Source organism: Enterobacter cloacae complex sp. 2022EL-00981 (assembly GCF_028737495.1).
GTDB classification, from domain to species: Bacteria; Pseudomonadota; Gammaproteobacteria; order Enterobacterales; family Enterobacteriaceae; genus Enterobacter; species Enterobacter cloacae.
This window is the reverse complement of record NZ_JAQZRK010000004.1, coordinates 69760-95477: the sequence shown is the minus strand read 5'-3', so window position 1 is coordinate 95477 and position 25718 is coordinate 69760. Positions and strand designations below refer to the sequence as shown.

At 52.3% G+C, this 25718-nt stretch carries 26 protein-coding genes and 1 tRNA gene; 11 read left to right on the top strand and 16 right to left on the bottom strand.

What is annotated here, in order from left to right:
- Window positions 1-332: 332 nt before the first annotated feature.
- From PUZ33_RS05475 to PUZ33_RS05460, 4 genes are read left to right on the top strand one after another with little or no spacing between them, the layout of a single operon-like run.
- Window positions 333-1223: a carbohydrate ABC transporter permease gene (locus PUZ33_RS05475; RefSeq protein ID WP_013098570.1), complete on the top strand. Its 891-nt coding sequence runs from the start codon at window positions 333-335 to the stop codon at window positions 1221-1223.
- Window positions 1216-2118 (top strand): carbohydrate ABC transporter permease, encoded by a 903-nt coding sequence (locus PUZ33_RS05470; protein ID WP_023620436.1) that lies wholly within the window; start codon window positions 1216-1218, stop codon window positions 2116-2118. Before PUZ33_RS05475 ends, PUZ33_RS05470 begins: the two co-directional genes overlap by 8 nt.
- Window positions 2119-2130: 12 nt before the next feature.
- Window positions 2131-3255 carry an ABC transporter ATP-binding protein gene (locus tag PUZ33_RS05465; RefSeq protein WP_023620437.1) on the top strand — a complete coding sequence of 375 codons (1125 nt, stop codon included), beginning with the start codon at window positions 2131-2133 and terminating at the stop codon, window positions 3253-3255.
- A 13-nt stretch (window positions 3256-3268) separates the two neighbouring features.
- Window positions 3269-4555: an ABC transporter substrate-binding protein gene (locus PUZ33_RS05460; protein ID WP_058680965.1), complete on the top strand. Its 1287-nt coding sequence runs from the start codon at window positions 3269-3271 to the stop codon at window positions 4553-4555.
- Window positions 4556-4624: 69 nt separating this feature from the next.
- Here the strand turns inward: PUZ33_RS05460 and araE are convergent, their stop codons facing one another.
- The 3 genes from araE to kduI form a co-directional block, all read right to left on the bottom strand.
- The gene (gene araE / locus PUZ33_RS05455; RefSeq protein ID WP_286012102.1) at window positions 4625-6058 is read right to left on the bottom strand and encodes an arabinose-proton symporter AraE; all 1434 of its coding nucleotides are present in this window, start codon (window positions 6056-6058) and stop codon (window positions 4625-4627) included.
- Window positions 6059-6352: 294 nt separating this feature from the next.
- The gene (gene kduD / locus PUZ33_RS05450; protein WP_013098575.1) at window positions 6353-7114 is read right to left on the bottom strand and encodes a 2-dehydro-3-deoxy-D-gluconate 5-dehydrogenase KduD; all 762 of its coding nucleotides are present in this window, start codon (window positions 7112-7114) and stop codon (window positions 6353-6355) included.
- A 63-nt stretch (window positions 7115-7177) separates the two neighbouring features.
- Window positions 7178-8014 (bottom strand): 5-dehydro-4-deoxy-D-glucuronate isomerase, encoded by an 837-nt coding sequence (gene kduI, locus PUZ33_RS05445; protein ID WP_013098576.1) that lies wholly within the window; start codon window positions 8012-8014, stop codon window positions 7178-7180.
- A 299-nt stretch (window positions 8015-8313) separates the two neighbouring features.
- On the opposite strand from kduI, the gene PUZ33_RS05440 reads away from it, so the two are divergent.
- Entirely contained in the window at window positions 8314-9489 is a 1176-nt protein-coding gene (locus tag PUZ33_RS05440; RefSeq protein ID WP_029883167.1) for an oligogalacturonate lyase family protein, read from the top strand.
- 107 nt (window positions 9490-9596) lie between these two features.
- Here PUZ33_RS05440 and PUZ33_RS05435 read toward each other — a convergent pair whose 3' ends face one another.
- From PUZ33_RS05435 to PUZ33_RS05425, 3 genes are all read right to left on the bottom strand, one after another.
- A complete protein-coding gene (locus tag PUZ33_RS05435) occupies window positions 9597-10280 on the bottom strand; it encodes a porin (RefSeq protein WP_020687115.1) in 684 nt (227 codons plus the stop codon).
- 243 nt (window positions 10281-10523) lie between these two features.
- Window positions 10524-11702, bottom strand: a complete 1179-nt coding sequence (locus PUZ33_RS05430) for an acetyl-CoA C-acetyltransferase (protein WP_023620438.1) — start codon at window positions 11700-11702, stop codon at window positions 10524-10526.
- Window positions 11703-11795: 93 nt separating this feature from the next.
- The gene (locus PUZ33_RS05425; RefSeq protein ID WP_013098580.1) at window positions 11796-12662 is read right to left on the bottom strand and encodes a LysR family transcriptional regulator; all 867 of its coding nucleotides are present in this window, start codon (window positions 12660-12662) and stop codon (window positions 11796-11798) included.
- Window positions 12663-12767: 105 nt separating this feature from the next.
- Between PUZ33_RS05425 and PUZ33_RS05420 the strand changes: the two genes are divergently transcribed.
- On the top strand, window positions 12768-13229 hold the full coding sequence (locus tag PUZ33_RS05420) for a multidrug/biocide efflux PACE transporter (RefSeq protein WP_058680966.1): 462 nt from the start codon (window positions 12768-12770) through the stop codon (window positions 13227-13229).
- Window positions 13230-13349: 120 nt separating this feature from the next.
- Complete coding sequence (locus tag PUZ33_RS05415; protein ID WP_058680967.1) at window positions 13350-14579, top strand: amino acid permease; 1230 nt, start codon at window positions 13350-13352, stop codon at window positions 14577-14579.
- A 39-nt stretch (window positions 14580-14618) separates the two neighbouring features.
- Here the strand turns inward: PUZ33_RS05415 and PUZ33_RS05410 are convergent, their stop codons facing one another.
- Window positions 14619-15071 (bottom strand): Lrp/AsnC family transcriptional regulator, encoded by a 453-nt coding sequence (locus PUZ33_RS05410; RefSeq protein ID WP_013098583.1) that lies wholly within the window; start codon window positions 15069-15071, stop codon window positions 14619-14621.
- 114 nt (window positions 15072-15185) lie between these two features.
- On the opposite strand from PUZ33_RS05410, the gene PUZ33_RS05405 reads away from it, so the two are divergent.
- Window positions 15186-15797: a LysE family translocator gene (locus PUZ33_RS05405; protein ID WP_013098584.1), complete on the top strand. Its 612-nt coding sequence runs from the start codon at window positions 15186-15188 to the stop codon at window positions 15795-15797.
- A 27-nt stretch (window positions 15798-15824) separates the two neighbouring features.
- Here the strand turns inward: PUZ33_RS05405 and PUZ33_RS05400 are convergent, their stop codons facing one another.
- Window positions 15825-16097, bottom strand: coding sequence for a GNAT family N-acetyltransferase (locus PUZ33_RS05400; RefSeq protein ID WP_058680968.1), 273 nt, complete (start codon window positions 16095-16097; stop codon window positions 15825-15827).
- 10 nt (window positions 16098-16107) lie between these two features.
- The gene (yjdI, locus tag PUZ33_RS05395; protein ID WP_013098586.1) at window positions 16108-16338 is read right to left on the bottom strand and encodes a 4Fe-4S mono-cluster protein YjdI; all 231 of its coding nucleotides are present in this window, start codon (window positions 16336-16338) and stop codon (window positions 16108-16110) included.
- 245 nt (window positions 16339-16583) lie between these two features.
- Between yjdI and PUZ33_RS05390 the strand changes: the two genes are divergently transcribed.
- Window positions 16584-16982, top strand: coding sequence for a hypothetical protein (locus PUZ33_RS05390; RefSeq protein WP_038983889.1), 399 nt, complete (start codon window positions 16584-16586; stop codon window positions 16980-16982).
- A gap of 58 nt (window positions 16983-17040) precedes the next feature.
- Here PUZ33_RS05390 and PUZ33_RS05385 read toward each other — a convergent pair whose 3' ends face one another.
- The gene (locus PUZ33_RS05385; RefSeq protein ID WP_013098588.1) at window positions 17041-17655 is read right to left on the bottom strand and encodes an outer membrane beta-barrel protein; all 615 of its coding nucleotides are present in this window, start codon (window positions 17653-17655) and stop codon (window positions 17041-17043) included.
- Window positions 17656-17748: 93 nt separating this feature from the next.
- A complete protein-coding gene (locus PUZ33_RS05380; RefSeq protein WP_013098589.1) occupies window positions 17749-18378 on the bottom strand; it encodes a helix-turn-helix domain-containing protein in 630 nt (209 codons plus the stop codon).
- Between the two features lie 413 nt (window positions 18379-18791).
- On the opposite strand from PUZ33_RS05380, the gene PUZ33_RS05375 reads away from it, so the two are divergent.
- Window positions 18792-19724: a LecA/PA-IL family lectin gene (locus PUZ33_RS05375; RefSeq protein ID WP_235836496.1), complete on the top strand. Its 933-nt coding sequence runs from the start codon at window positions 18792-18794 to the stop codon at window positions 19722-19724.
- A 548-nt stretch (window positions 19725-20272) separates the two neighbouring features.
- On the opposite strand, the gene PUZ33_RS05370 is transcribed toward PUZ33_RS05375, so the two are convergent.
- From PUZ33_RS05370 to actS, 3 genes are all read right to left on the bottom strand, one after another.
- Window positions 20273-20695, bottom strand: coding sequence for a hypothetical protein (locus PUZ33_RS05370; protein WP_159424636.1), 423 nt, complete (start codon window positions 20693-20695; stop codon window positions 20273-20275).
- A gap of 693 nt (window positions 20696-21388) precedes the next feature.
- A tRNA-Gly gene (locus tag PUZ33_RS05365) sits at window positions 21389-21462 on the bottom strand.
- 80 nt (window positions 21463-21542) lie between these two features.
- Window positions 21543-22286, bottom strand: coding sequence for an amidase activator ActS (gene actS / locus PUZ33_RS05360; RefSeq protein WP_013098606.1), 744 nt, complete (start codon window positions 22284-22286; stop codon window positions 21543-21545).
- A gap of 162 nt (window positions 22287-22448) precedes the next feature.
- Between actS and idi the strand changes: the two genes are divergently transcribed.
- Complete coding sequence (idi, locus tag PUZ33_RS05355; protein WP_013098607.1) at window positions 22449-22991, top strand: isopentenyl-diphosphate Delta-isomerase; 543 nt, start codon at window positions 22449-22451, stop codon at window positions 22989-22991.
- A gap of 47 nt (window positions 22992-23038) precedes the next feature.
- Here idi and lysS read toward each other — a convergent pair whose 3' ends face one another.
- The gene (lysS, locus tag PUZ33_RS05350) at window positions 23039-24556 is read right to left on the bottom strand and encodes a lysine--tRNA ligase (RefSeq protein WP_058680970.1); all 1518 of its coding nucleotides are present in this window, start codon (window positions 24554-24556) and stop codon (window positions 23039-23041) included.
- A 9-nt stretch (window positions 24557-24565) separates the two neighbouring features.
- A protein-coding gene (prfB, locus tag PUZ33_RS05345; protein ID WP_095908218.1) for a peptide chain release factor 2 occupies window positions 24566-25664 on the bottom strand; the annotation gives its coding sequence in 2 pieces (ribosomal slippage) (window positions 24566-25588 and window positions 25590-25664; 1098 coding nt in all).
- Window positions 25665-25718 lie beyond the last annotated feature (54 nt).

Sequence of the window (25718 nt, the reverse complement as noted above, 5' to 3'; positions counted from 1 at the left end):
ATAATCTGAACGCGATATTGATCTATCTGTGTACTGGCTATCAAAGTTGGTAGTTAGTACCTTTCCGGTATTATTGTTATTAATCATCCGCTTTTCTTTCTGCTTACATGCAAGACCTGCCTTGATCGCCAGAAATAGCGGCAAAATGCCACCCTCCTCACTTTATTGAAACAGCGTTTCGATGCTGATCACATTTCCATCATTAAGCGAATGACGCGGGAAAAAATAGCCATAATATAAAATAAAACACTGTTTTATTATTCGAAAACTACGGTTCGGATGTCCTGAAACTCATACCGTCATTTCACCCACTGATTGCCAGGTAGGTCTGTATGAATGAAAACAAGCTGCTGGGGCTCGCATGGATATCCCCCTACATTATTGGGTTGATACTCTTTACGGCTTTCCCCTTCGTCTCATCGTTTTTCCTCAGTTTTACGGATTACGATTTGATGAGCCCACCGGTGTTTAACGGCATCGAAAACTATCGCTATATGTTTACTGAAGACACGCTCTTCTGGACATCAATGGGTGTCACGTTCGCGTATGTATTTTTGACCATTCCGCTGAAGCTCGCGTTTGCATTAGGGATTGCGTTTGTTCTCAACTTCAAATTACGCGGGATCGGCTTTTTCCGTACCGCTTACTATATTCCGTCGATCCTCGGCAGCTCCGTGGCGATTGCTGTCTTGTGGCGCGCCTTATTTGCGATAGATGGTCTGCTGAACAGCTTTATTGGCGTATTTGGCTTCGACCCGGTGAACTGGCTGGGTGAGCCCTCTCTGGCGCTGATGTCCGTGACCCTGCTGCGCGTCTGGCAGTTCGGCTCCGCGATGGTCATCTTCCTGGCGGCGCTGCAAAACGTTCCGCAGTCTCAGTATGAAGCGGCAATGATCGACGGCGCGTCCAGATGGCAAATGTTCATGAAAGTGACCGTGCCGCTGATTACGCCAGTGATTTTCTTCAACTTCATCATGCAAACCACTCAGGCATTCCAGGAATTTACCGGGCCGTACGTCATTACCGGCGGCGGGCCAACCTACTCGACCTATCTGTTCTCGCTCTACATCTACGACACGGCGTTCAAATATTTCGATATGGGTTATGGCGCGGCGCTGGCGTGGATCCTGTTCCTGGTGGTGGCCGTCTTTGCAGGTATCGCCTTTAAGTCGTCGAAATACTGGGTGTTCTACTCCGCCGATAAAGGAGGCAAAAATGGCTGATATTCAACACCTTTCCGCGGCAAGAAGCGTCGCCGAACGCGAGGTTGCCCGTACGCAGCGCAGAGAGAAAATCAACGCCACCGTTCGCTATACGATCCTGCTGTTTGTCGGCCTGCTGATGCTCTACCCGCTGGTGTGGATGTTCTCAGCGTCGTTCAAACCTAACCACGAGATCTTCACTACCCTGAGCCTGTGGCCGGCGCATGCCACCTGGGACGGGTTTATCAACGGCTGGAAGACCGGGACCGAGTACACCTTCGGCCATTACATGCTGAACACCTTTAAGTATGTGATCCCCAAAGTGATCCTGACCATTATCTCCTCCACCATTGTGGCGTATGGTTTTGCCCGCTTTGAGATCCCGTGGAAAAAATTCTGGTTCGCCACGCTCATCACTACCATGCTGCTGCCCAGCACCGTGCTGTTGATTCCGCAGTACCTGATGTTCCGTGAAATGGGCATGTTGAACAGCTACATGCCGCTGTACCTGCCGCTGGCCTTCGCCACGCAGGGGTTCTTCGTCTTTATGCTGATCCAGTTCCTGCGCGGCGTGCCGCGTGACATGGAAGAGGCGGCGCAAATCGACGGCTGTAACTCCCTTCAGGTGCTGTGGTACGTGGTGGTGCCGATCCTGAAACCGGCCATTATCTCCGTCGCCCTGTTCCAGTTCATGTGGTCAATGAATGACTTTATCGGGCCGCTGATTTACGTCTACAGCGTGGATAAATACCCGATTGCATTAGCGCTGAAAATGTCCATCGACGTTACCGAAGGTGCGCCGTGGAACGAAATTCTGGCAATGGCGAGCATCTCCATTCTGCCATCCATCATTGTGTTCTTCCTGGCCCAACGCTACTTCGTGCAGGGCGTCTCCAGCAGCGGAATTAAAGGTTAAGAGGGAAATATCATGGCTGAAGTTGTCTTCAATAAACTGGAAAAGGTTTACTCCAACGGCTTCAAAGCCGTACATGCTATCGACCTGAAGATCGCCGAGGGGGAGTTTATGGTGATCGTCGGTCCATCCGGCTGTGCCAAGTCCACCACCCTTCGCATGCTGGCGGGGCTGGAAACCATCAGCGGCGGTGAAGTGCGGATCGGCGATAAGATCGTGAACAACCTCGCACCGAAGGAGCGCGGCATTGCGATGGTGTTCCAGAACTACGCGCTCTACCCGCACATGACGGTGCGCGAAAATCTGGCCTTTGGTCTGAAGCTGAGCAAACTGCCGAAAGAGCAAATTGAGTCGCAGGTAAACGAAGCGGCCAAAATCCTGGAGTTGGAGTCGCTGCTTGACCGCCTGCCGCGTCAGCTTTCCGGTGGACAGGCCCAGCGCGTCGCGGTTGGCCGCGCGATTGTGAAAAAGCCGGACGTGTTTCTCTTTGACGAACCGCTGTCAAACCTTGATGCCAAGCTCCGTGCCTCGATGCGTATTCGTATTTCAGATCTGCATAAGCAGCTGAAGCAGTCCGGTAAACCGGCCACCACCGTCTACGTCACGCATGACCAGACCGAAGCGATGACCATGGGCGACCGTATCTGTGTAATGAAGCTGGGCCACATCATGCAGGTCGATACCCCGGATAACCTCTACCACAAGCCCAACAACATGTTCGTCGCGGGATTCATCGGTGCACCGGAGATGAACATTCGTAAAAGCCAGCTGGTGGAAAAAGCCGGTCAACTGCACATCACCCTCGGCAATGAAACCATGCCGCTCAATGCACAAACGCAGGAAAAAGTCGCTGCTTACGCCGGTCAGGACGTGTTCTACGGCGTGCGCCCGGAATTTGTGTCGATCTCAGACTCGCCTTTCCCGGATGGGTGCAGCGGCGAAATGGTGCGCGTGGAGAACATGGGCCACGAATTCTTTGTGTACCTGAAGGTAGCGGACCACGAACTGACCGCCAGAATCCCTTCGGAAGAGGCTAAGCCGATGATTGCTAAAGGGCTTAACCGCAAAGTCTATTTCCGCTTCGACATGAATAAGTGCCATATTTTTGACGCAAAAACTGAACTGAACCTCTCTCTCTGATGGAGCAAGAAAAATGAAAAATGTGCTTTTAAGCGCAGCAATCTCCGCTACCCTGGGCCTTACTGCTTTGCCATCGATGGCGCAAAATACCGATTTACGTATGTCCTGGTGGGGCGGTAATGGCCGTCACCAGGTGACGCTGAAAGCGTTAGAAGAGTTCCATAAACAGAACCCTGACATTAACGTTAAGGCGGAATACACCGGCTGGGACGGCCATCTTTCCCGTCTGACCACCCAGATCGCAGGCGGCACAGAGCCGGATGTGATGCAAACCAACTGGAACTGGCTGCCGATCTTCTCGAAAACCGGCGACGGCTTTTACGATCTGAACAAAATGAAGGACGTGGTAGATCTAAGCCAGTTTGATGCCAAAGAGCTCCAGTCCACAACGGTCAACGGCAAGCTGAACGGGATCCCAATTTCCGTGACCGCGCGCGTCTTCTACTTTAACGACGAAACGTGGAAAAAAGCGGGCATCGACTACCCAAAAACCTGGGACGAACTGATGGCCGCCGGTAAAACCTTCGAAAGCAAGCTCGGCAAGCAGTATTACCCTGTCATACTGGAACACCAGGACACGCTGGCGTTGCTAAATTCTTACATGGTTCAGAAATACAACATCCCTGCCGTGGACGAGAAAACCAAAAAATTCACCTACAGCAAGGCGCAATGGGTGGAGTTCTTCCAGACCTACAAAAAACTGATTGATAGCCATGTGATGCCGGACACCAAATACTATGCGTCGTTTGGCAAGAGCAACATGTATGAGATGAAGCCGTGGATCCAGGGGGAATGGGGCGGCACCTATATGTGGAACTCCACCATCAATAAATACTCCGATAACCTCAAGCCACCGGCAAAACTGGTGCTGGGCAGTTACCCGATGCTGCCGGGTGCCACGGATGCGGGCCTGTTCTTCAAACCGGCACAGATGCTGTCGATCGGTAAATCGACCAAAAACCCGGAAGCGGCGGCAAAGCTGATTAACTTCCTGCTGAACAGTAAAGAGGGCGTGGAGACGCTGGGCCTGGAGCGTGGCGTACCGCTGAGCAAAGTGGCGGTTCAGTACCTGACTGAAGCCGGTACCATTAAAGAAAACGACCCGTCGGTTGCTGGCCTGCGTCTGGCGCAGTCGCTGCCTGCAAAACTCAGCGTGTCACCTTACTTTGACGATCCGCAGATTGTGGCGCAGTTCGGCACCTCGCTGCAGTATATCGACTATGGTCAGAAATCGGTGGAAGAGACCGCTGCAGATTTCCAGCGTCAGGCTGAGCGTATTCTGAAGCGGGCGATGCGTTAAAAGTCGACGCCTTACCGGGCCGACAAGGTATTGTAGGCCCGGTAAGCGAAGCGCCACCGGGCAATAACATTACACGCCAATATTACGTAATTTCTCCCCGCTCATCAGCTTGCGTTCAATATGCTCCAGCGTCACGCCTTTGGTTTCAGGAATCAGCCAGAAGGTCACCCCGATAAACACCACGTTCAGTACCGTGTAGAGCCAGAACGTTCCTGCTGCGCCAATAGCATCCAGCAGCGTCAGGAAGGTTGCGCCGATGATCATGTTCGACACCCAGTTGGTGGTGGTGGAACAGGTGATACCAAAATCGCGACATTTCAGCGGCTGAATTTCAGAGCACAGGATCCACACCACCGGTGCGGCGCTCATGGCATACCCGGCGATACACATCATGGTCATCCCGACAGAGAGCCAGGAGAGACCGCTTGAGGCGGTGCCGTTATCAAACTGCATCAGACAGTAACCGAGGATCAGCGTACCGAGCGCCATTACGCTAAAGCCAATCTTCAGCGCCGGTTTACGACCGGCTTTATCCACGGTAAATACCGCGATAAACGTGGCAAACATAAAGGTCAGCCCGACCACCAGCGTTGCAATCATCTGCTGTTCGGTGGTGGTAAATCCGGCCATTTTGAAGATACGCGGCGCGTAATACATGATGATGTTCATCCCGGTGAACTGCTGCATCGCCTGCAGCAGCATGCCAAGGAACACCGCGCGACGCACGTTGCGGTTGGCTTTAAACAGCGACCAGCCGCCCTGCTTCAGCTTCAGGCTTTCGCGGATCTCGTTCAGCTCTTCACGCGCTTTCTCTGAGGTATCACGCAGCATGCGCAGCACCTCTTCCGCTTCCACGTGACGACCTTTCTGCGCCAGCCAGCGCGGGCTGTTCGGCAGAAAAATCACCAGTACAATCAGCAACAGCGCGGGCAGCGCCAGCACGCCCAGCATGGCGCGCCAGTTACCACTGTAGCTGAAGTAAGTATCTGACAGAAACGCCAGTACGATACCCAGCGTGACCATCAGCTGGTACATACTGATCATCTTGCCGCGCACGTTCTCGCTCGCCATCTCCGAGAGATACAGCGGCGCAGTGTAGGAGGCAATCCCGACCGCCACGCCCAGCAGGACGCGGGAGAGCAACAGCACTTCCACGTTGGTAGCGAACGCAGAGCCAATGGAGCCTGCCACAAACAGGATCGCCCCAACCATCAGGCTATATTTGCGCCCGAGACGGAACGAGAGCCAGCCGTTGAACAGCGCGCCGATGGCCGCGCCAAGCATCATGCTGCTCACCACCCACTCCTGCAGGCGACTGCTCAGCGTAAAGTGATCGGTAATAAACGGTAATGCGCCAGCAATGACGCCGATATCCAGTCCAAATAACAAGCCAGCCACTGCCGCCGCAATGGAGACAAACTGGTTCATGCGGCGAGTATCGCGCAGCGCCGCGGGCATGAGGGTAGAGTCATTTATAGATGTCATAGTTTCCTGCCTGAACAGAGAAATTCGTTAAGTGAAATTACGAGATAGCGAAGAAAAGTGTCAGGCCGGAATTCGCGAAGATATGGATTATTTCGCTATGGCATGGCGATCTGTGATGGACATTACAATTTCAACTCGCGGTGAAATATCGCCATATTTTACTAATTGATTAATATTTAAGTAATAAAACTGTGATGCGCGTCATTTATGATTTTTTAGTATGGATTTTTCATCTTTGTCGATATGGATAATGACAATTTTTGAGCAAAAAAAACCTCCACCCGCAGGCAGAGGCTCTTTCGTCAGCGCGAATTAACGTGCCAGCCAGCCGCCATCAACCGCTACGGTATAACCGTTGATGTAGTCCGACGCCTTCGATGCCAGGAACACCACAGGTCCTTTCAGATCGTCCGGCAGCCCCCAACGCCCTGCCGGGATTCGGTCAAGGATTTCCGCGCTACGCTGCTCGTCCGCACGCAGCTGCTGGGTGTTGTTGGTCGCCATGTAGCCCGGGGCAATGGCGTTAACGTTGATATTGTGCTTCGCCCATTCGTTCGCCAGCAGACGGGTGACCCCCATCACTGCGCTTTTTGACGCGGTGTAAGACGGCACCCGGATGCCCCCCTGGAAGGAGAGCATGGAAGCGATATTGATAATCTTGCCGCCGTTCCCCTGAGCGATGAAGTGTTTCGCCGCCGCCTGAGACATAAAGAACACGCTTTTGATATTCAGGTTCATCACGTCGTCCCAGTCGCGCTCGCTGAAGTTAATCGCGTCTTCACGGCGGATCAGCCCGGCATTATTGACCAGAATATCGATATGACCGAATTCCGCCACGGCGCGATCCAGCAGGTCAGGAATGGCGTCGATTTTACGCAGGTCCGCGGTCAGGCTCAGGAAACGGCGGCCCAGCGCGGTCACGCGCTCGATGGTTTCCGTAGGCTCGACGATGTTGATGCCCACGATATCGCAGCCCGCTTCTGCCAGCCCCAACGCCATGCCCTGGCCCAGACCGGTGTCACAACCGGAAACCACAGCCACTTTACCTTGCAGAGAGAATGCATCCAGAATCATGTTTGTTCCTTACTCTTTCGATGCCTGTCAGCAACAGGCAGATTTATACTTAACTGCCCGCGACTAGCGCAGATCTTTTACCGCGACGTGGTCCATGTCATCAAAGACCTGGTTTTCACCGACCATTCCCCAGATGAAGGTATACGCCTTCGTCCCCACACCGGAGTGAATTGACCAGCTTGGAGAGATAACCGCCTGCTCGTTATGCATCACGATATGGCGTGTTTCCTGCGGTTGCCCCATCATGTGGAATACGCAGGCATCCTCATCCATGTTGAAGTAGAAATAGACCTCCATGCGGCGCTCGTGGGTATGGCACGGCATGGTGTTCCACAGGTTGCCCGGCGCCAGCTCGGTCAGCCCCATGCTGAGCTGGCAGGTCTCCAGCACATCCGGAACGAAGTATTTGTTGATGGTGCGACGATTGCTGGTGAGGTTATCGCCCAGTGTCACCGGGGCTACGTCTGCCGGGGTAACTTTTTTGGTAGGACAGGTGGTGTGAGCCGGGGCGCAGTTGTAGTAAAACTTCGCTGGCGTGCTGCCGTCGACGCTGGCAAAAACCACCTCTTTCGCGCCCTTGCCGACATACAGCGCGTCGCGGTGACCAATTTCGTAGCACTGGCCGTCAACCGTAATGGTGCCCGGCCCGCCAATGTTAATCACGCCCAGTTCACGCCGTTCCAGGAAATAGCTCACGCCGAGCTGCTTACCCACTTCCCCACCCACGGAGACAGTTTTGGTCACCGGCATAATTCCGCCCACAATAATGCGGTCAATGTGGCTGTAGACCATGGTGTAGCGATCGGCTTCGAACACCTGCTCAACTAAAAATTCACTGCGCAGCCCCTGCGTGTCGAGGGTTTTGGCGTGCGCGCTGTGGATGCTTTGTCTGACGTCCACGATAACCTCCAGAATGGATCGTGCCCGAAGGCAGAAAATTAACGAAACATCGTTCCGTTTTAAGGATAAGCACAGTGTAAACGCCCATAATGGGGTTTTCAATTACATTTAAAACATCGTTTCATTTTTTGTGATTCTTTATACCAGAAATGGTGTTCCGATCACGGAAGCGTCAGGATTCGCCGCTTCATCTCCCTCAAACTGACAAACTGCGCGATAAGTCACACCAAATAAAACAGTGTTTTGATAATTTAACACCTACTTTTTAATCTTATTTTTATTGCCGAAAGGAGCGCATTATGGCTAAAGGTATGCGGGTCAAGCTGAACTACGAGATCGGCCGGGATCCGGATACAGGCGTGGAAGTCACGCGTCTGACCCCGCCTGAAGTAACCTGTCATCGCAACTACTTTTACCAGAAGTGCTTCTTTAATGACGGCAGTCATCTGCTGTTCGCCGGAGCGTTCGATGGTCACTGGAACTATTACCTGCTGGATCTGCAGAACGCCGAAGCCGTACAGCTGACGGAGGGCGCAGGCGATAACACCTTTGGCGGATTTCTCTCCCCGGACGATCGCGCCTTCTACTATGTGAAGAACGATCGCACGCTTATGGAGGTCTCTCTTGAGACACGGGCAGAGCGTGAAGTGTACCGCGTCCCGGATGACTGGGTCGGTTACGGCACCTGGGTGGCGAACAGCGACTGCACCAGCCTTGTGGGCATTGAAATTGCGAAACGCGACTGGACGCCGCTGAACGACTGGCAAATTTTCCACGACTTCTTCCATAAAGGGCCACACTGCCGGCTGCTGCGCGTGGATCTGAAAACCGGCGAGAGCTCAATCATTCATGAAGAGAAGAAGTGGCTGGGGCATCCTATCTATCGTCCGTTTGATGACCATACGGTGGCGTTTTGTCACGAGGGACCACACGATCTGGTCGATGCCCGGATGTGGCTGGTCAACGAAGATGGCACCGACATACGTAAAGTCAAAACGCATGCACAAGGTGAAAGCTGTACCCACGAATTCTGGGTCCCGGATGGCTCCGCGCTGGTATACGTCTCGTATCTGAAAGGCCAGCAGGGTCGTTCCATCTGCCGCTTCGATCCACAAACCGGCGTGAATGAGACGATAATGCAGATGCCATCCTGTTCACATTTGATGAGTAATTTCGACGGCACGTTACTGGTAGGCGACGGTTCCGGCACACCGGTGGATGTGAAAGACACCCACGGTTACACCATCGATAACGATCCCTATCTCTACGCCTTTGACGTGGCGAAAAAGCGCTACTATCGCATCGCCCGTCATGACACCTCCTGGGCGACGGTAGAAAATAGCCGCCAGGTCACCCATCCGCATCCCTCCTTTACACCGGACGAGAAAGCGGTGCTATTCAGTTCCGATAAAGACGGTAAACCTGCCCTCTATATTGCGAAACTCCCCGCGCAACCGGATATGTTGTCTGCATGATTTAAAAATGTGTTTCTGTAACTGGCCTTGCCCTCCTTACGGAGGGCTTTTTTTGCTCTGAACGTTTTGCCCGGTGACGCTGCGCTCACCGGGCCTGGAGGGAAATATCAGAAGGAATACGCCACGCCTAAACGGAAGCGGGTCTGACGTTCATCGCTCTCTTTTACCCCCACATTACCCACCTCAACATACGGCGCCCAGTTTTTATCCCATTTATACGCCAGCTTCGCGTTATATTCGGTGGAATAATCTTTATTATTATTACGGACCATCCCTTCCGTACTTTTTGCATAAACATAATTCAGTTCGGTACGCCAGTCTCCCATGACCCAGCCGACCCAGGCATCACCACGGTTAACTTTGTCATCGTCTTTATTAGAGCTCGACGGATAACGGGTATATTCATAACGGTAACGCGCGGCCACGTAAAAGCCATTATCGAAACTGTATTGCAGGTGCAGGTTCGGTTTATAAATGGTACGGCTGTCGTTACTCTCAAGCGTGAACGCGGGAGTCAGCGCAATATTCTCTGTCGCTTTCCAGCGCCAGCTAATTTGATCTTCATGACCGTTACCCACCACATCCGCAAAAGGCTGGTCGGCCTTATCACCACCCGATTTCCATTTCGCTTCTACAGAAAAACCGACGCCATTCGCAAAGCGATGCGAGACTGAAACACGGTCTGCATTTGCGCCGTTGTCGATGTATTCATGACGCAGATCGACGGTCACCGCCTGCGCGGCGAAAGAGGTACCAATAAGAGAAGCTACAACCAGAGATTTGTTAAACATGACAAAAACCCTCAATTAAAATAACGTTTCATTTTTATGAAATGGCAGTTTATTTTTTAATAAATGCTATTTTAGTGAGCAAGATCGTAATTATTTGTTTCATTTTTTTCGGTACAAATCGGCGTGATACACGTCAACAAACAAGTGGGATTTAGGCGAAATTAATGGAGGGAGATCACGTCAGGCAGGAATAACGCGCATAAAAAAACCTCCCATCGGGAGGTTTTTTTATGAAGGAAGGGATTAACGTTCGATAGCCAGCGCTACTCCTTGCCCACCGCCGATACAGAGCGTGGCAATGCCTTTACGGGCGTTACGCTTTTTCATCTCGTGAACCAGCGATACCAGAATGCGGCAGCCGGAAGCACCGATGGGATGACCGAGCGCAATCGCACCGCCGTTGACATTCACCCGCAGCGGATCCCACTCCAGCATTTTGCCCACTGAGATCGCCTGCGCGGCAAAGGCCTCGTTGACTTCAATCAGATCCACATCGGAAAGCTGCCAGCCCGCGCGATCCAGGCAGCGGCGGGTCGCATACACCGGCGCGATCCCCATTAATGCCGGATCAACCCCCACGCTGGCAAACGCCTTAATCCGGGCCAGCACGGGGAGATCCAGTTCCTGCGCTTTGCTTTCGCTCATCATCATCACCGCTGCCGCACCGTCGTTAATCGAAGAGGCATTTCCCGCCGTGACCGACCCTTGCGTTTCAAAAGCAGGATTGAGCATGGCCAGCCCTTCTGCGCTGGCATCGGTTCGCGGCTGCTCATCGGTGTCGACGACAATCGTCTGACCGTTCTGGCGCTGGGTGCACACCGGGACAATTTCATCGCGAAAACGCCCGGAATCAATCGCGGCACGCGCTTTCTGCTGCGAGCTCAACGCGTAAGCATCCTGCAGCTCACGGCTTATACCGTACTCACGCGCCAGGTTTTCCGCCGTCACGCCCATATGATAATCATTAAACGCGTCCCACAGCCCGTCATGCACCAGGCTGTCGAGCAGCTGGCTGTTACCCAGCTGCGCGCCGGTGCGGCTGTCGGTGAGGACATGCGGCGCGCGGCTCATGTTCTCCTGCCCACCGGCAATGACCACATCCGCTTCACCACACTGGATGGCCTGCGTGGCAAGATGCAGCGCCTTTAACCCTGAGCCACAGACGTCGTTGATGGTGATTGCCGAGACGGTGTTGGGCAGGCCGCCTTTTAGCGCCGCCTGACGGGCAGGGTTTTGCCCGGCGCCGGCCGTCAGGACCTGTCCGAGGATCACCTCATCGACTTCATGTGCCGGGATCCCGCTGCGCTCCACCAGCGCTTTCACCACCACGCTACCCAGTTCAACAGCCGAGTGACGCGCCAGCGCTCCCTGAAAACAGCCGATAGCTGTACGCAACGCACCCACTATAACGACATCTTTCATCACCACCTCTGCGTTAAAGGACATGACGATAGTAGAGGATTGTTACTGGCATTTATCTTAATTGTTTAAAAATAGTGAGTTTAATCACAAGGATCAGCGTGCGTCCTGCAAATACTGCCGCAGCCAGCTTCCGGCGACGCCGGGAGGGGATCGTTTATTCCACAGCAGATCGATACCGATCGCGCGAGGCCAGCCAGGAACATTCAACTGCACCAGCGATTTCGCGGCGGCAAATTCTTCCACCAGCGCACACGGCAACACGCACCAGCCAAATCCCTGCACCGCCATACTCAGCAGTAACAGGTAATTCGGTGCCGACCAGACCGGCCCCCGGGCGAGCGTTGCCTCGCGCTCCAGGTAGGTGCTGAGCCGCAGTTCCCGCCAGCCGTGCAGCTCATCGGCCTGCACTTCATGTTGCCCGGCCAGAGGATGCGTGGTCGCGACATAAATCGCCATCCGGGTTTGCATCGGCAGCCGGGTGACGCCGATATCGGTCGGGTAAGCGTCACGCGCCTCCGTCAGGCCAACCTGCGCCCTCTCCTTTTGCAGCAGATCGATGACGTCCTCTTCCTCGCCAATCAGGCACTCAAATTCCGTATGGGGAAAACGCTGGTCAAACTGGTTCATCAGATCTTCCAGCACGTCCGGGTTAAGCGTATCAGAGAGGACAAACGTCAGGCGCGCCTCCGTTTGCGCGGTCAACGATACCGCCAGTTCGTCCAGCCGCGTGCTGGCGGCGAGGATCGCCTGGACATAGCCCAGCACCTGCTCTCCCTGAGCGGTTAACACCGGCTGGCGCGCCGAACGGTCGAACAGATCAAAGCCGAGGTCAGCTTCAAGATTGGCAATTGAGGTGCTGATTGTTGACTGGCTTTTACGCAGCCGCCGTGCGGCAGCAGAGAAAGAGCCCGCTGCCACGGTTTCAACAAACGCGGTAAGGGCTTCAGGTGAGTAGCGCATAACCTATCTACTTTATCGATGGATACCATCTTTAATATATCACCTTTAGCGATAAAAATAGGCGCCATCAACGCCCATACCGGCGAATTAACGAGGTCGAAAGCTATGCAACATCAGGATGCACTCCAACGTAAACTGCCGGAGCGGATCTTCCACGCGGTCTGCTTTGAGGGGATTGCCACGGCGATCCTCGCCCCAACGGCAGCGTGGCTGATGCAGCGTTCCGTGGTGGAAATGGGTGGGTTGACCATTATCCTCGCCACTACGGCCATGCTCTGGAACATTATCTATAACTTCGGTTTCGACCGTTTCTGGCCTGTCCAGTGCGTAAAACGCACGGCAAAAGTCCGCGCGCTGCATGCCCTGGGGTTCGAATGTGGGTTTATCGTGATTGGCGTGTCGATTGTCGCCGCGGTTCTGGGCGTCACGCTGCTGCAGGCATTCACGCTGGAAATAGGTTTCTTCCTGTTCTTCCTGCCCTACACCATGTTCTACAACTGGGCGTATGACACGTTACGTGAGAAATTCCTGAAGCGTCGTCAGCAGCGACGCGCCCTGGCGGGCTAACTCCCCCCTGGCCGGACGACTGGTCCGGCCAAACTCCGTCGAAGCAACTGCGCTCTCAACGCATAACTATGGTAAATTGCACTCCATTCTGAATGGTTTGCTAGTTGATACGTTGCTCTAATGTCGAAAATTTGGTCAAAAGATGAGACTCTGTGGAGTTTCGCTCTCTATGGCACGGCCGTGGGCGCAGGAACGCTGTTCTTGCCCATCCAGCTGGGCTCCGCAGGCGCTATTGTCCTGTTCATTACTGCCCTTGTGGCCTACCCATTAACCTACTGGCCGCATAAAGCGCTGGCGCAATTTATCCTGTCGTCAAAAATGAAAGGCAATGAAGGGATCACCGGCGCGGTCTCCCACTACTACGGCAGGAAAATTGGGAATCTGATCACCACGCTCTATTTCATCGCCTTCTTCGTGGTGGTGCAGATTTACGCCGTGGCCATCACCAATTCATTAACCGAGCAGCTGGCAAAAAGGATGACGGTGGATACCGCCACTCGCGTGCTGGTCAGTTTTGGCGTGGTGCTGGTATTGAATCTTATCTTCCTGATGGGGCGACATATCACGATCAAAGTGATGGGCTTCCTGGTGTTTCCGCTGATCGCCTATTTCCTGTTTGTCTCCCTGTACCTGACCGGCAGCTGGCAACCCTCACTGCTCACCAGCCAGATGGCGTTTGATCGCCACACTTTGCATCAGGTGTGGATCTCAATCCCGGTGATGGTGTTCGCGTTTAGCCATACGCCGATTATCTCCACCTTTGCCGTCGATCGCCGCGAGAAGTTCGGTGAAGCAGCCATGGACAAGTGCAAGAAAATCATGAAGGTGGCGTATCTGATCATCTGCCTGAGCGTGCTGTTCTTTGTGTTCAGCTGCCTGCTCTCGATTCCGCCGTCCTATATTGTGACCGCAAAAGAGCAAGGGGTGACGATCCTGTCAGCGCTGTCGATGATGCCCTCTTCTCCGGCCTGGCTCGGCATTTCCGGCATTATTGTTGCGATTATTGCCATGTCGAAATCGTTCCTGGGCACCTATTTTGGGGTGATTGAAGGGGCGACGGAAATCGTAAAGTCGTCGCTGAATCAGGTCGGCGTGAAGAAGAGCCGCGCCTTTAACCGTGCGATTTCTATTCTGGGCGTGTCGCTGATCACCTTTGCGGTCTGCTGCATTAACCCGAACGCCATTTCGATGATTTACGCCATCAGCGGTCCGCTTATCGCCATGATCCTGTTTATCATGCCGACGCTGTCGACGTACCTGATCCCCGCCCTGAAGCCGTATCGCTCCATTGGCAGCCTGCTCACGCTCATTGTTGGCGTGCTGTGCGTGTCGGTGATGTTTGTCGGCTAACCCTCGCGTGCCCGGCCTTCTGCCGGGCGCGTCTGATTTTTACAGTGGAAACGGTCTGTCCTGCACGACCGTTTTCATCACCAGCGTAGAGCGAAGATGCTGTACGCCTGGCATGGCAGAAAGTTTCTCATCATACAGTTTCTGAAAAGCCGACAGATCGCGGGTGACAACATGCATCAGGTAGTCGGGATCACCAAATAATCGCTGGGCCAGCACGATTTGCGGGATCTCTTCCACCGCCTCTTCGAACGCGCTGACCGCTTTCTTATCACCCTCTTTCAGGGTGGCAAACACAATCGCCAGGAAATTAAACCCCATTTTGGCGGGATCGAGATTGGCGCGATACCCCGTAATGGCTCCGCTCTGCTCCAGCGCACGTACGCGTCGGTGACACGGAGAGAGGCTCAGGTTCACCCGCTCCGCCAGCTCCGTAAGAGATAAACGGCCATCAGCCTGCAGTTCAGCAAGAATTTTTCGATCAATGCTATCCATATGGAAGATTTTCTCAATTTTAGCGTTTTATGAGCATAACATTGAAAACTCATTTCGTACCGATACCGATATTCTTTCTCTCCGGGTAATTCAGGTACAGGAGTTTCACAGACGATGGAAATGAGTATTGTGGCCGGTTTTTGGGTGGTGTCCTTCCTGCTCATCATGACACCGGGTGCAGACTGGGCCTATGCGATCAGCGCCGGGATCAACGGGCGGCGCGTAGTGCCGGCGGTGATGGGACTGATGTCCGGGCATCTGCTCGCCACGCTGGTCGTAGTGGCGGGCGTGGGTGTGTTGATGGCTCAACATCCACTGGCATTATCAGGGCTGACAATTGCGGGGGCGGTTTATCTGCTGTGGCTCGGCATCACGCTGTTACGCCATCCTGCCGCGCCGGAAAGCACCGTGCAGCATGCAGGAAACTGGAAACAGTGGGCGGTGAAGGGATTATGTATCAGCGGGCTCAACCCAAAAGTCTTCTTACTGTTTCTGGCGTTGCTTCCGCAGTTTACCGATCCAAAGGGAAGCTGGTCGATTGCCACGCAGATGTCAGCCCTGGGTGTGATGCATCTTATCACCTGCACACTGGTCTATTTGCTGGTGGGGTATGGTTCGAAAGCGGTGCTGGCGACCCGTCCGCAGGCGGCACGTGCGGTGAGCATGGCCTCAGGGGGGATTATGGTGGCGATCGCGCTGGGATTGCTGCTGGAGCAGGTGAGATAAAAAAACACCGGCCATCGCCGGTGTGTTTTACGCCCGAATATCGTCATATTCCCGCGTGCTATCAAACTCATGCTTCGCAAACGGACACAGCGGGATAATTTTGCGATTCTCACCGCGCATTTTCTCCACCACCTTCGCCACCAGCTGCTTGCCAACCCCTTGCCCTTTCAGGCTCGGATCGACATCAGTGTGCTCAATAATACTCAGGTGCTCACCTGTGGGTACGAAGACAATCTCTGCGACCTGATTGCCGTTCGCATCGTTCACATAAAACTTGTTATGGCCTTCCAGAATATCCATGGTTCCTCGCTTATTTTTGGCGATACTGCAGCGCACCGCTCGGGCAGGTATCAATCACGCGTACAACGGTTTCCACGTCCACTTCATCAGGAATGATCCACGGTTTACGTTTCAGATTAAACAGCTTTGCGCTGCCGCGAACGCAGTTACCGGAGTGTTTGCAGATCCCGGTATTGAAGTAGACGTCAATTTTCTCCCCGGTATAGGCCCGGTAACCCGCATCCAGTAGTTCTTTATCCATGACATTGCCTCTGTAATTATTATCGTGCTGAATGAAGCATAGCCTTACGGGATCCTGATGGCTATAACGTATAGCGTTTTCTTGCCGGATTGTTTCCCCTGCGTGCATGACTGACGCAGACGGGGTGGTTGCGTCAGCCTGGCTGATTATTCCCGCCGGGATATTTAAAATTAAACAAGTTTAATCTGAAGATGTATCGGTTGTTTACGATAATGTCCGCTCTGCTTATTTAACACGAGTCCCCCATGAAGAAACGGTCATTATTACTGACTCTGCTCAGCCTCAGTTTATTAACCGCCTGCAGCGCGTCTGCGCCTGATAAGGTTGAACAAATCCATCATCTGCAGATCCCATTAGTTTTGCCGGGAGAAAAACCGCCAGAAATTCCAGCATCGCGTATCGCTGCGCTGTATCAGGAAAATAAAGTTCAGATTGACCGTTTAACTGCGCAGTTGAAATCAGATTATTTACAACAGACTACCGCGAAAGATATTTTTACCGAAGATAGCCCTGTTCAGCCGGTCTTCGCCTCGCTGACTAAACTTGAGCAGCTGGAAATGGTTAATCAGCAGTACCTGAAAGATAAAAACGTCACGGGACTGCAAAAGATTAACATTGTCCTTCAACCTTTAGTCACCGGTTAAATGCCAAAAGCCCAACTGCTGAACAGTCGGGCTTTTGTAACGGAAAGGATGGCAAGGATTAATCGTGCTGTCCAAATCGCCATGTCAGTCCAGCAGTCACAGAGCTTACGTCGCTGCTGACGCCAATCTGGTTGGCATTACCCACGTTGCTTACCCATTGATATTCCAGACGGCCCGCTAAATTTTTGTTAAACGCATACTCCGTCCCGACTGCGGCAAGCGGGCGAACGCCTGTTTCAAAACGATTGTGACCACTTACATCAGATTCAGCACGATAGGCCATCGCCCCGGCACGACCATAGATATCCCAGCTGTCGGTCACGGCATAGCTGGCTTTTAAGGACATCTGTAGCCCCTGGCTTTTCATTTGTGCCCCCGCGCTATGTTTGCCTTTAATCTGCATATTGCCTAAATAATCGTAACCGCCTTCCAGTGCCAGCCACGGAGTCATCTGATAACCCGCGTATACCCCACCACCGACATTATCATGATCGATATTATACTGGTTCGAGCCATTATTATTATCGCTCGCTTTCGAGCCGGTGTTGGCGTCAAAATAGTGTGACCAGCCGAATTTAGCACCGCTATACCAGGTGCCTGTATCTGCCGCTGCAAATGCAGACGTTGCGGTAAAAGCGTTAGCCAGAATTAATGCAACAAGTGTCTTTTTCATAGAAATCCCGTTTACTCTGTTGAATATTTCAGTGAGCAAACGATATCGACAAACACGACAATCGCGAAATCATTTTCTGTTTATTTTTAAATTTTAAAATGACTCTGGCAAATGCCCTACCTCCAGTAAATATCCGCCACGTTTGAACGCGATATATTTACCTTGCTTAAGTGCAGATAATACATTGAGAATACTGCTGCGGGAAAGAAGCGTACGATCCTGAATATATTCCAGAATAGTTGTTCGCATCCGCACCTCATCGGGCAGTAATATCATCTCCTGCAGATAGCTGCGAATCACGGAATAGGTGCGCTGCTGCACAACCTGGGCATCACGATAAATGAGATAGGCCGTATGGTACGACAGCAAGGCTGCCACATCCTCCCAGACGCCCTGTTCACGAAATCGCGCGGCGGCTTCATCTGCATCAGCACGCAAAATCAGAGACTCCCGTTCTGCGCGTAATATATGTCCTTGCGTCGGCTGGATCATCTCGGCAATGCCGAACAGATGTGGCTCAAAAACGCTAACTAACAGTAACCCGTCAGATGCCCGCAACAAAGAAAGCTCTCCTTCCTGGAAAAGATACATTTGCTGGCGGCCTTTATGTTTCCAGGTAATCCGCTTACGCGGCGCGAGCTTCACTTTTTCCGCAATTGGTTCAAGTACCGCCGTCAGACGTTCAATGGAGTGTTCAGGGCGAACAGGAGGCAATATATGCATGACACCACCTTTGGGTATTCGATAATGGCCAGTATAGACCACAGCGGCCATGACTCAGACTGGTATGAGGGAATGAAGGTATATCAGAGGTCGCTGCATACGTAAAAAGATAATTTGTTTATTTTTGAACTTTACCCGCGTGACACGTGATAAATATGCCCGATTTCCTGAAGTGCTTACATGATTATCAACGTAAACAATGGGGAGAATAAACGATTAAAAATCCCTGCACCCACCCTCTTATTACTTAAGATTATTCCTAATTCAGCGATAATTATTTTATTTTTTTTAATTGATTACAAAATCGCAACCCTTAATAAAGCTTTTAGCGTTTTGAATTGTATATACCACCTGACTATTCTCATTCCTGCCGATAACAACCGGGTAATGATGATGAGAAGTTCGTGCTTCTCATGATTTTATTTATTCAAATTATCAGGCAGTTAGCAGAACTGAGTGACTTAAATCACGCATTTCGTAAGGACTATCTTTCAATGGCGAAATTCTTCGCCACGCTGTCACAGGAGTCAGACATGAGCGAAAATTTAATCTGGTCAGGAAAAGTTGACGCAAAAAATGCCGAAGGGACAAATACAGGAATTGCCCTCAAAGCGGGAGAGATAATTACCATTCTGGCCAGTGGTTGGGCCAGGAATGGAAGTGAAAATTTTGCGCTTACCGCACCACAGGGGCGTATTCCCCGAGAGGGTGAAACGCTTACGTTACGCAATCCTTCGCTTCAGGCACGCCTTGGTAACGAAAATTATCCGGTTGGTAATCATAAATACCGCTGGTCGGTTCCAGCTGAAGGGACGTTGACGCTGTTTTTTGCCGATGGCAAAGACCAGTACAAAGACAACGCCGGTGAATTCAGCGTTGAAGTGTATCGCGAGGCGGATATTTCCGTCGCGGCGCCAGCTCCGTTTGAAGATTTAACCAACTTTGAGCGCGATAACTGGAATAACTGGCAGGCCGGACCTGCCGGGCACGATCTTTATCTGGTTGACACCAGCACCCGCGCCGTCGAGTTTATTACCAGACCTAATAAAAACCATGCCGGCGAGATCCTCAAAAAGACGCTGATAGGTCTGACTGCCGGGCATGAATATACCTGGACGGTGAAAAGTGCGCGCATCATAGGAAAATATGAAGCGCCAAAGGTTTCGCTACGTGCTGATGGCAAAGACATTACCGCCCCTCTGGAACTGAAGCAGGCAAATGAATGGGTAACCCTGAGTGGAAAATTCAAAGCCACCGGCAGTCAGGCTGAACTCGCGGTAGTCAGCCATGTTTCAGCCAGTATGGGAAATGATTTCCGCATTAAAGAACTTAAAATAAAGGGTTAATTTCAAAAAGTCGGACTGCTATTCAGCGAGAATGCTGGATGGCAGTTTGATGTTCAAAAATTGTGTAGCGCACATGTTCAACATATGCGCTACACCAACAGGCAATAAACACACGGCATTACTCTTTGTTATGTTGCATATCCTCTCAGTATCGGCAGCGATTTGAAACAAGACACGTCTCGATTAACGTACCTGAGCGGAAGTAACATACTCATTTCATGCCAAATAAACACCAGTGGGGTAATATCGGTTCTGAATACGCATTCAGGGCTGCATATTCACGTAATTAAAAAGATCATGGTGCCTGTAAAAGTGCACCATGGAAGAGCCACAACCTACAATTAGCAAAGCACATCCCTGTTTAATTAAAAGGCAACGTAATTGTACTGCCGCTATATCGCTAAACGATACAAGACCTGTCTGGTTAATTCAGGGTGGCGCGAGGCTAGATTACAGGCCGGACGGCTGTCTGTAAGCTTCGCTCATCGGCATACAGGCGAGCCGACCAGAGGCCACTGAATAGGTTTCATCGTGAGGTCAGGAATTGTCTACGGGTATGGGGTCAGTCCATCAACCAATCTGCAACGATCCCATTGTTCAGTACTTCTTGCTATGCGGTCACTAATTGCAAAGTTCATCAGCGACGAATCATAAGCGTAAACTTTGCTTTTATCATCTGCCATCATTAACTTACCGTTAGATTTCAGCTTCGGCGAGAGCAGGTATGTCCCGTTTAAACGGTTGGCTTTGAAGCTATCAACAAACAATGTTACCTCAGCATTACCTAGCACACGTAGTGCACCTATTCTTCCATTCTGTATCGTTGCAATAGCATACTGACAGAGATAAGTTTTCGCAGTTGAAGACGTATTTTGTTCGTTAGCCTTGGCTGATGAGGAATGTGAAGAGGATTTCGGGATTGAACTATGAAGAGAAGATGACGGGTAAGAGTAAGAATAATTTTTATACACAGAAGAGGCACCTGATCCAATCCGACACGTTTTTCCAACCGCAATGCACGAATTACCGCATGGAATACCCTTCTTGCAGTTCTTAGCGTGTACAGATAATGACAACCCAGCCAATAGAAATGTACCAATGGTTATCCTAACCAACGAAGACCAGCCCATAAACCACCCTTCTTTCAAGATGTCCCCGCATAATAACACACATAAACTAAGGGTATAGTAGCCAATAAGCCCGTTGGTGGTTAGACAACGAGCGGAGCCGTTAGACGACAACATCAGGGTATGTCAGACAATGAAGTTTATCAGGCTGACCATGTACCCGAAGGAAAGAGGCTGAACCGCTGGTAGAGCCTGCATATCGTTTACAGGTACGAACACCTGTTTATTCCCTACAACGTTATTTCGACGTGTGGCATAGGAGAGCATCGGCAAAATGCGCTTCACTGTAAATAAATGCACGGCTCAGGCTTTTTCTTCGCGTTGAATTATCGCGGTGTGAGGTTGGAACTGCAGCAAACGAATAATTATACTTTCATTTCGATAGTAACTATCCGTGACAACTTACAGTGTACCTTGTGTTGGTAAATCATCGTTCACTGGTAGAACGATCATAGACAACTTGTGTGAAGTAACATGTTGATAGCAAATCACCTTTAAGCTAGTAACTGGCGGTGTTTTGCAACAAGGGGAGAGATCTGGAGCGGGCGAAGGGAATCGAACCCTCGTATAGAGCTTGGGAAGCTCTCGTTCTACCATTGAACTACGCCCGCTTTGAGGTGCGTAAAGCATTATAGACCTTACGCCTCTTCATACAAGCCTCTTCGCAACTAAATGGCGATAAAATAATCACTTAGCACTTCGGCTTGCTGCCCTGTGCCGGAAGATAACGCTGCGGGTCGATGGCGGTGGCCTTATAACGGATCTGGAAGTGCAGCTTCACCGTATCCGTGCCCGTGCTGCCCATGGTGGCGATCTTCTGCCCCGCCTTCACGTTCTGACCGTTATTAACCAGCATTGTGTCGTTATGCGCATAAGCCGTGATGTAGTCTTCACCATGCTTAATCATGATCAGATTACCGTAACCGCGCAGCTGGTTGCCCACGTACACGACCTTCCCTGCTCCGGAGGCATAAACCGGCGTACCGCGCGCGGCTGCAATATCGATGCCCTTATTGCCGCCTTCAGACAAGGAGTACGGCAGCACAACTTTACCGCTGGCCGGCCAAATCCAGCAGCGCTGTCCGACAGGCGGCCAGGAGGATTGCGGCACCGCATAGGATGGCGTCACTTTGGCGGTTTTGCCTTTCGATGAAGATTTTTTGCCCGAGGATGAACCGCCATTAACCTTCAGCTTCTGCCCCACTTCGATGGTATATGGCGGAGAGATATTATTCAGACGCGCCAGCTCCTTTACGCTGGTCCCCGTCGCGCGCGAAATCCGGTACAGCGTATCCCCGCGCTTCACGGTATAGACCGCGCCGGAATAGCTGCCCATATCCGAAGATTTACTCCCTGAACAGCCTGCCAGTAATAGCGTCAGCATCAGGCAGAACACGGCAGTGATGGGGTTTCTCGTCAGGCTTCCTGCAAACAAAACAGATCCTCGGTCAGCGTGAATGGCGCCCTATAATACCAGCCCAAACAGATATGGGTCAGCCCTTTTCCGCTCTGTGGAACAAACCGTTCGTACCGGAATGCAGTATAATGACATCGCTGGTGGTGCTGAGCCATCCGCATGGTTAGCACTGGAGCATCAATGAGTATTCAAGAACACGTTATTTTGGTAAATGACCAGGGAATGGTGATTGGCACTCAGGAAAAATACGCTGCACATACCTCCCATACCCCACTCCATCTGGCGTTCTCTTCCTGGCTCTTCAATGCCAAAGGGGAATGTCTTATCACCCGTCGCGCATTAAGCAAAAAAGCCTGGCCGGGTGTCTGGACGAACTCAGTCTGCGGCCATCCGCAATCTGGTGAAGCGATTGATCAGGCCATTGTGCGCCGCTGCCGCTATGAAGTGGGAGCCGAAATTACCGGGATCACCCCTGTCGCCGCTGAGTTTCGCTACTGTGAAACCGATCCTTCCGGGATCGTTGAAAATGAGATTTGTCCGGTCTTTGCCGCCAGGATCACGAATGCGCTGACGATCAACAGTGATGAAGTGATGGCATACGAATGGGTTGATCTGGACGCGTTGTTCCAGGCTCTGGATGCCACACCGTGGGCCTTTAGCCCCTGGATGGTGATGGAGGCTACGGCGGCACGCGAAAAACTGCGGGCCTTCGCCGCCAAATAAAAAAGCCCCGGCGACTATCGCACGGGGCTTTTTACGATCTGCAGACGTTATTTAACCGGACGCATCGCCGGGAACAGGATCACGTCGCGGATGGTGTGGCTGTTGGTGAACAGCATTACCATACGGTCAATACCAATACCCAGACCCGCCGTTGGTGGCAGGCCGTGCTCCAGCGCCGTCACGTAGTCTTCGTCGAAGAACATCGCTTCGTCGTCGCCTGCCGCTTTTGCGTCAACTTGATCCTGGAAGCGCTGCGCCTGATCTTCTGCATCGTTCAGCTCGCTAAAGCCGTTGCCGATTTCGCGGCCACCGATGAAGAATTCAAAGCGGTCAGTGATCTCCGGGTTCTCGTCATTACGACGCGCCAGCGGGGACACTTCAGCCGGGTATTCAGTGATGAAGGTCGGCTGAATCAGGTGCGCTTCTGCCGCTTCTTCGAAGATCTCGGTCACGATACGGCCCAGACCCCAGCTCTTCTCCACTTTAATACCGATGCTTTCAGCGATCGCTTTTGCAGAATCGAAGTTATCCAGATCCGCCATGTTGGTTTCAGGACGGTATTTCTTGATGGCTTCGCGCATGGTCAGTTTTTCGAACGGCTTGCCGAAGTCGAACACTTCTTCACCGTAAGGTACCTGCGTTGTGCCCAGAATATCCTGCGCCAGGGTGCGGAACAGGGATTCGGTCAGCTCGATCAGATCTTTGTAATCTGCATACGCCATATAGAGTTCCATCATGGTGAACTCTGGGTTATGACGCACGGAGATGCCTTCGTTACGGAAGTTACGGTTGATTTCGAACACGCGATCGAACCCACCCACCACCAGACGCTTCAGGTACAGTTCCGGCGCAATACGCAGGTACATGTCCAGGTCCAGGGCATTGTGATGGGTGATGAACGGACGTGCGGAAGCACCGCCTGGGATCACCTGCATCATTGGGGTTTCCACTTCCATAAAGTCGCGGTTAACCATGAACTGGCGGATACCGGCCATGATCTGGGAGCGAATTTTGAAGGTCTTGCGGGACTCATCGTTAGAGATGAGGTCCAGATAACGCTGGCGGTAGCGCGCTTCCTGATCCTGCAGGCCGTGGAATTTGTCCGGCAGCGGGCGCAGGGCTTTGGTCAACAGACGCAGTTCGGTGCAGTGGATAGACAGTTCACCGGTCTTGGTTTTGAACAGTTTACCTTTCGCGCCCAGGATATCGCCCAGGTCCCACTTCTTGAACTGCTCGTTGTAGATGCCTTCTGGCAGATCGTCACGGGAAACGTACAGCTGAATGCGGCCGCCCACGTCTTGCAGGGTAACGAAAGAGGCTTTACCCATGATACGACGGGTCATCATACGGCCCGCAACGGCCACTTCGATGTTCAGCGCTTCCAGCTCTTCGTTTTCTTTAGCGTCGAAGTCAGCGTGCAGTTGGTCTGAGGTGTGGTCACGACGAAAATCGTTCGGGAACGGCACGCCCTGCTCGCGCAGCGCTGCCAGCTTCTCGCGGCGGGTTTTCAGTTCGTTGTTAAGATCGACTACCGCGTCAGCGCCCTGTGCTTGTTGTTCAGACATGTTGGTTCCTCATAACCCTGCTTTCAAACTTGCTTCGATAAATTGGTCCAGGCTGCCGTCCAGCACCGCCTGCGTGTTACGGGTTTCAACCCCGGTACGCAGGTCTTTGATGCGGGAGTCATCAAGGACGTAAGAACGGATCTGGCTGCCCCAGCCGATATCAGACTTGTTGTCTTCCATCGCCTGTTTCTCAGCATTTTTCTTCTGCATCTCCAGCTCATAAAGCTTCGCTTTCATCTGCTTCATGGCCTGGTCTTTGTTCTTATGCTGGGAACGGTCGTTCTGGCACTGTGTTACCAGCCCGGTTGGAATGTGGGTAATACGTACCGCCGATTCCGTACGGTTAACGTGCTGTCCGCCCGCGCCAGATGCGCGGTAAACGTCGATACGCAGATCTGCCGGGTTGATTTCGATATCGATATCTTCGTCAACTTCGGGGTAAACAAACGCGGAGCTGAATGAGGTATGACGACGACCACCGGAGTCGAACGGGCTCTTACGTACCAGGCGGTGAACGCCGGTTTCGGTACGCAGCCAGCCGTAGGCGTAGTCACCAATGATCTTGATGGTGACGGACTTAATGCCAGCCACTTCGCCTTCAGACTCTTCGATAATCTCGGTTTTAAAGCCACGCGCTTCAGCCCAGCGCAGATACATGCGCATCAGCATGCTGGCCCAGTCCTGCGCTTCAGTACCGCCAGAACCCGCCTGGATATCGAGATAGCAGTCAGCACTATCGTATTCGCCGGAGAACATACGACGGAACTCAAGCTGCGCCAGCTTCTCTTCCAGCACGTCGAGCTCTGCCACGGCTTCGTTAAAGGTTTCTTCGTCGTCGGCTTCTACAGCCAGCTCCAGCAAACCGGAAACGTCTTCCAGCCCCTGAGCCATTTGATCCAGCGTATCTACGATAGCTTCGAGAGAGGAACGCTCTTTACCCAGCGCCTGCGCGCGTTCAGGCTCGTTCCAGACGTCCGGCTGTTCCAGCTCGGCGTTTACTTCTTCAAGACGCTCTTTCTTGGCATCGTAGTCAAAGATACCCCCTAAGAACGTCAGAGCGCTCCGTGAGGTCCTGAATACGGTTTTTTACCGGATTAATTTCAAACATGGTCTGTTTTCTTTTATGGACTTGTCAAAATGCGGTGATAAGAGCGGGATTGTA

Bases quoted from the DNA above. Each gene is read 5' to 3' on its own strand.
- PUZ33_RS05475 (WP_013098570.1), top strand. From the start codon at position 333: ATGAATGAAAACAAGCTGCTGGGGCTCGCATGGATATCCCCCTACATT.
- PUZ33_RS05470 (WP_023620436.1), top strand. From the start codon at position 1,216: ATGGCTGATATTCAACACCTTTCCGCGGCAAGAAGCGTCGCCGAACGC.
- PUZ33_RS05465 (WP_023620437.1), top strand. From the start codon at position 2,131: ATGGCTGAAGTTGTCTTCAATAAACTGGAAAAGGTTTACTCCAACGGC.
- PUZ33_RS05460 (WP_058680965.1), top strand. From the start codon at position 3,269: ATGAAAAATGTGCTTTTAAGCGCAGCAATCTCCGCTACCCTGGGCCTT.
- kduD (WP_013098575.1), bottom strand. From the start codon at position 7,114: ATGATTCTGGATGCATTCTCTCTGCAAGGTAAAGTGGCTGTGGTTTCC.
- PUZ33_RS05440 (WP_029883167.1), top strand. From the start codon at position 8,314: ATGGCTAAAGGTATGCGGGTCAAGCTGAACTACGAGATCGGCCGGGAT.
- PUZ33_RS05435 (WP_020687115.1), bottom strand. From the start codon at position 10,280: ATGTTTAACAAATCTCTGGTTGTAGCTTCTCTTATTGGTACCTCTTTC.
- PUZ33_RS05430 (WP_023620438.1), bottom strand. From the start codon at position 11,702: ATGAAAGATGTCGTTATAGTGGGTGCGTTGCGTACAGCTATCGGCTGT.
- PUZ33_RS05425 (WP_013098580.1), bottom strand. From the start codon at position 12,662: ATGCGCTACTCACCTGAAGCCCTTACCGCGTTTGTTGAAACCGTGGCA.
- PUZ33_RS05420 (WP_058680966.1), top strand. From the start codon at position 12,768: ATGCAACATCAGGATGCACTCCAACGTAAACTGCCGGAGCGGATCTTC.
- PUZ33_RS05415 (WP_058680967.1), top strand. From the start codon at position 13,350: ATGTCGAAAATTTGGTCAAAAGATGAGACTCTGTGGAGTTTCGCTCTC.
- PUZ33_RS05410 (WP_013098583.1), bottom strand. From the start codon at position 15,071: ATGGATAGCATTGATCGAAAAATTCTTGCTGAACTGCAGGCTGATGGC.
- PUZ33_RS05405 (WP_013098584.1), top strand. From the start codon at position 15,186: ATGGAAATGAGTATTGTGGCCGGTTTTTGGGTGGTGTCCTTCCTGCTC.
- PUZ33_RS05400 (WP_058680968.1), bottom strand. From the start codon at position 16,097: ATGGATATTCTGGAAGGCCATAACAAGTTTTATGTGAACGATGCGAAC.
- yjdI (WP_013098586.1), bottom strand. From the start codon at position 16,338: ATGGATAAAGAACTACTGGATGCGGGTTACCGGGCCTATACCGGGGAG.
- PUZ33_RS05390 (WP_038983889.1), top strand. From the start codon at position 16,584: ATGAAGAAACGGTCATTATTACTGACTCTGCTCAGCCTCAGTTTATTA.
- PUZ33_RS05385 (WP_013098588.1), bottom strand. From the start codon at position 17,655: ATGAAAAAGACACTTGTTGCATTAATTCTGGCTAACGCTTTTACCGCA.
- PUZ33_RS05380 (WP_013098589.1), bottom strand. From the start codon at position 18,378: ATGCATATATTGCCTCCTGTTCGCCCTGAACACTCCATTGAACGTCTG.
- PUZ33_RS05375 (WP_235836496.1), top strand. From the start codon at position 18,792: ATGATTTTATTTATTCAAATTATCAGGCAGTTAGCAGAACTGAGTGAC.
- idi (WP_013098607.1), top strand. From the start codon at position 22,449: ATGAGTATTCAAGAACACGTTATTTTGGTAAATGACCAGGGAATGGTG.
- lysS (WP_058680970.1), bottom strand. From the start codon at position 24,556: ATGTCTGAACAACAAGCACAGGGCGCTGACGCGGTAGTCGATCTTAAC.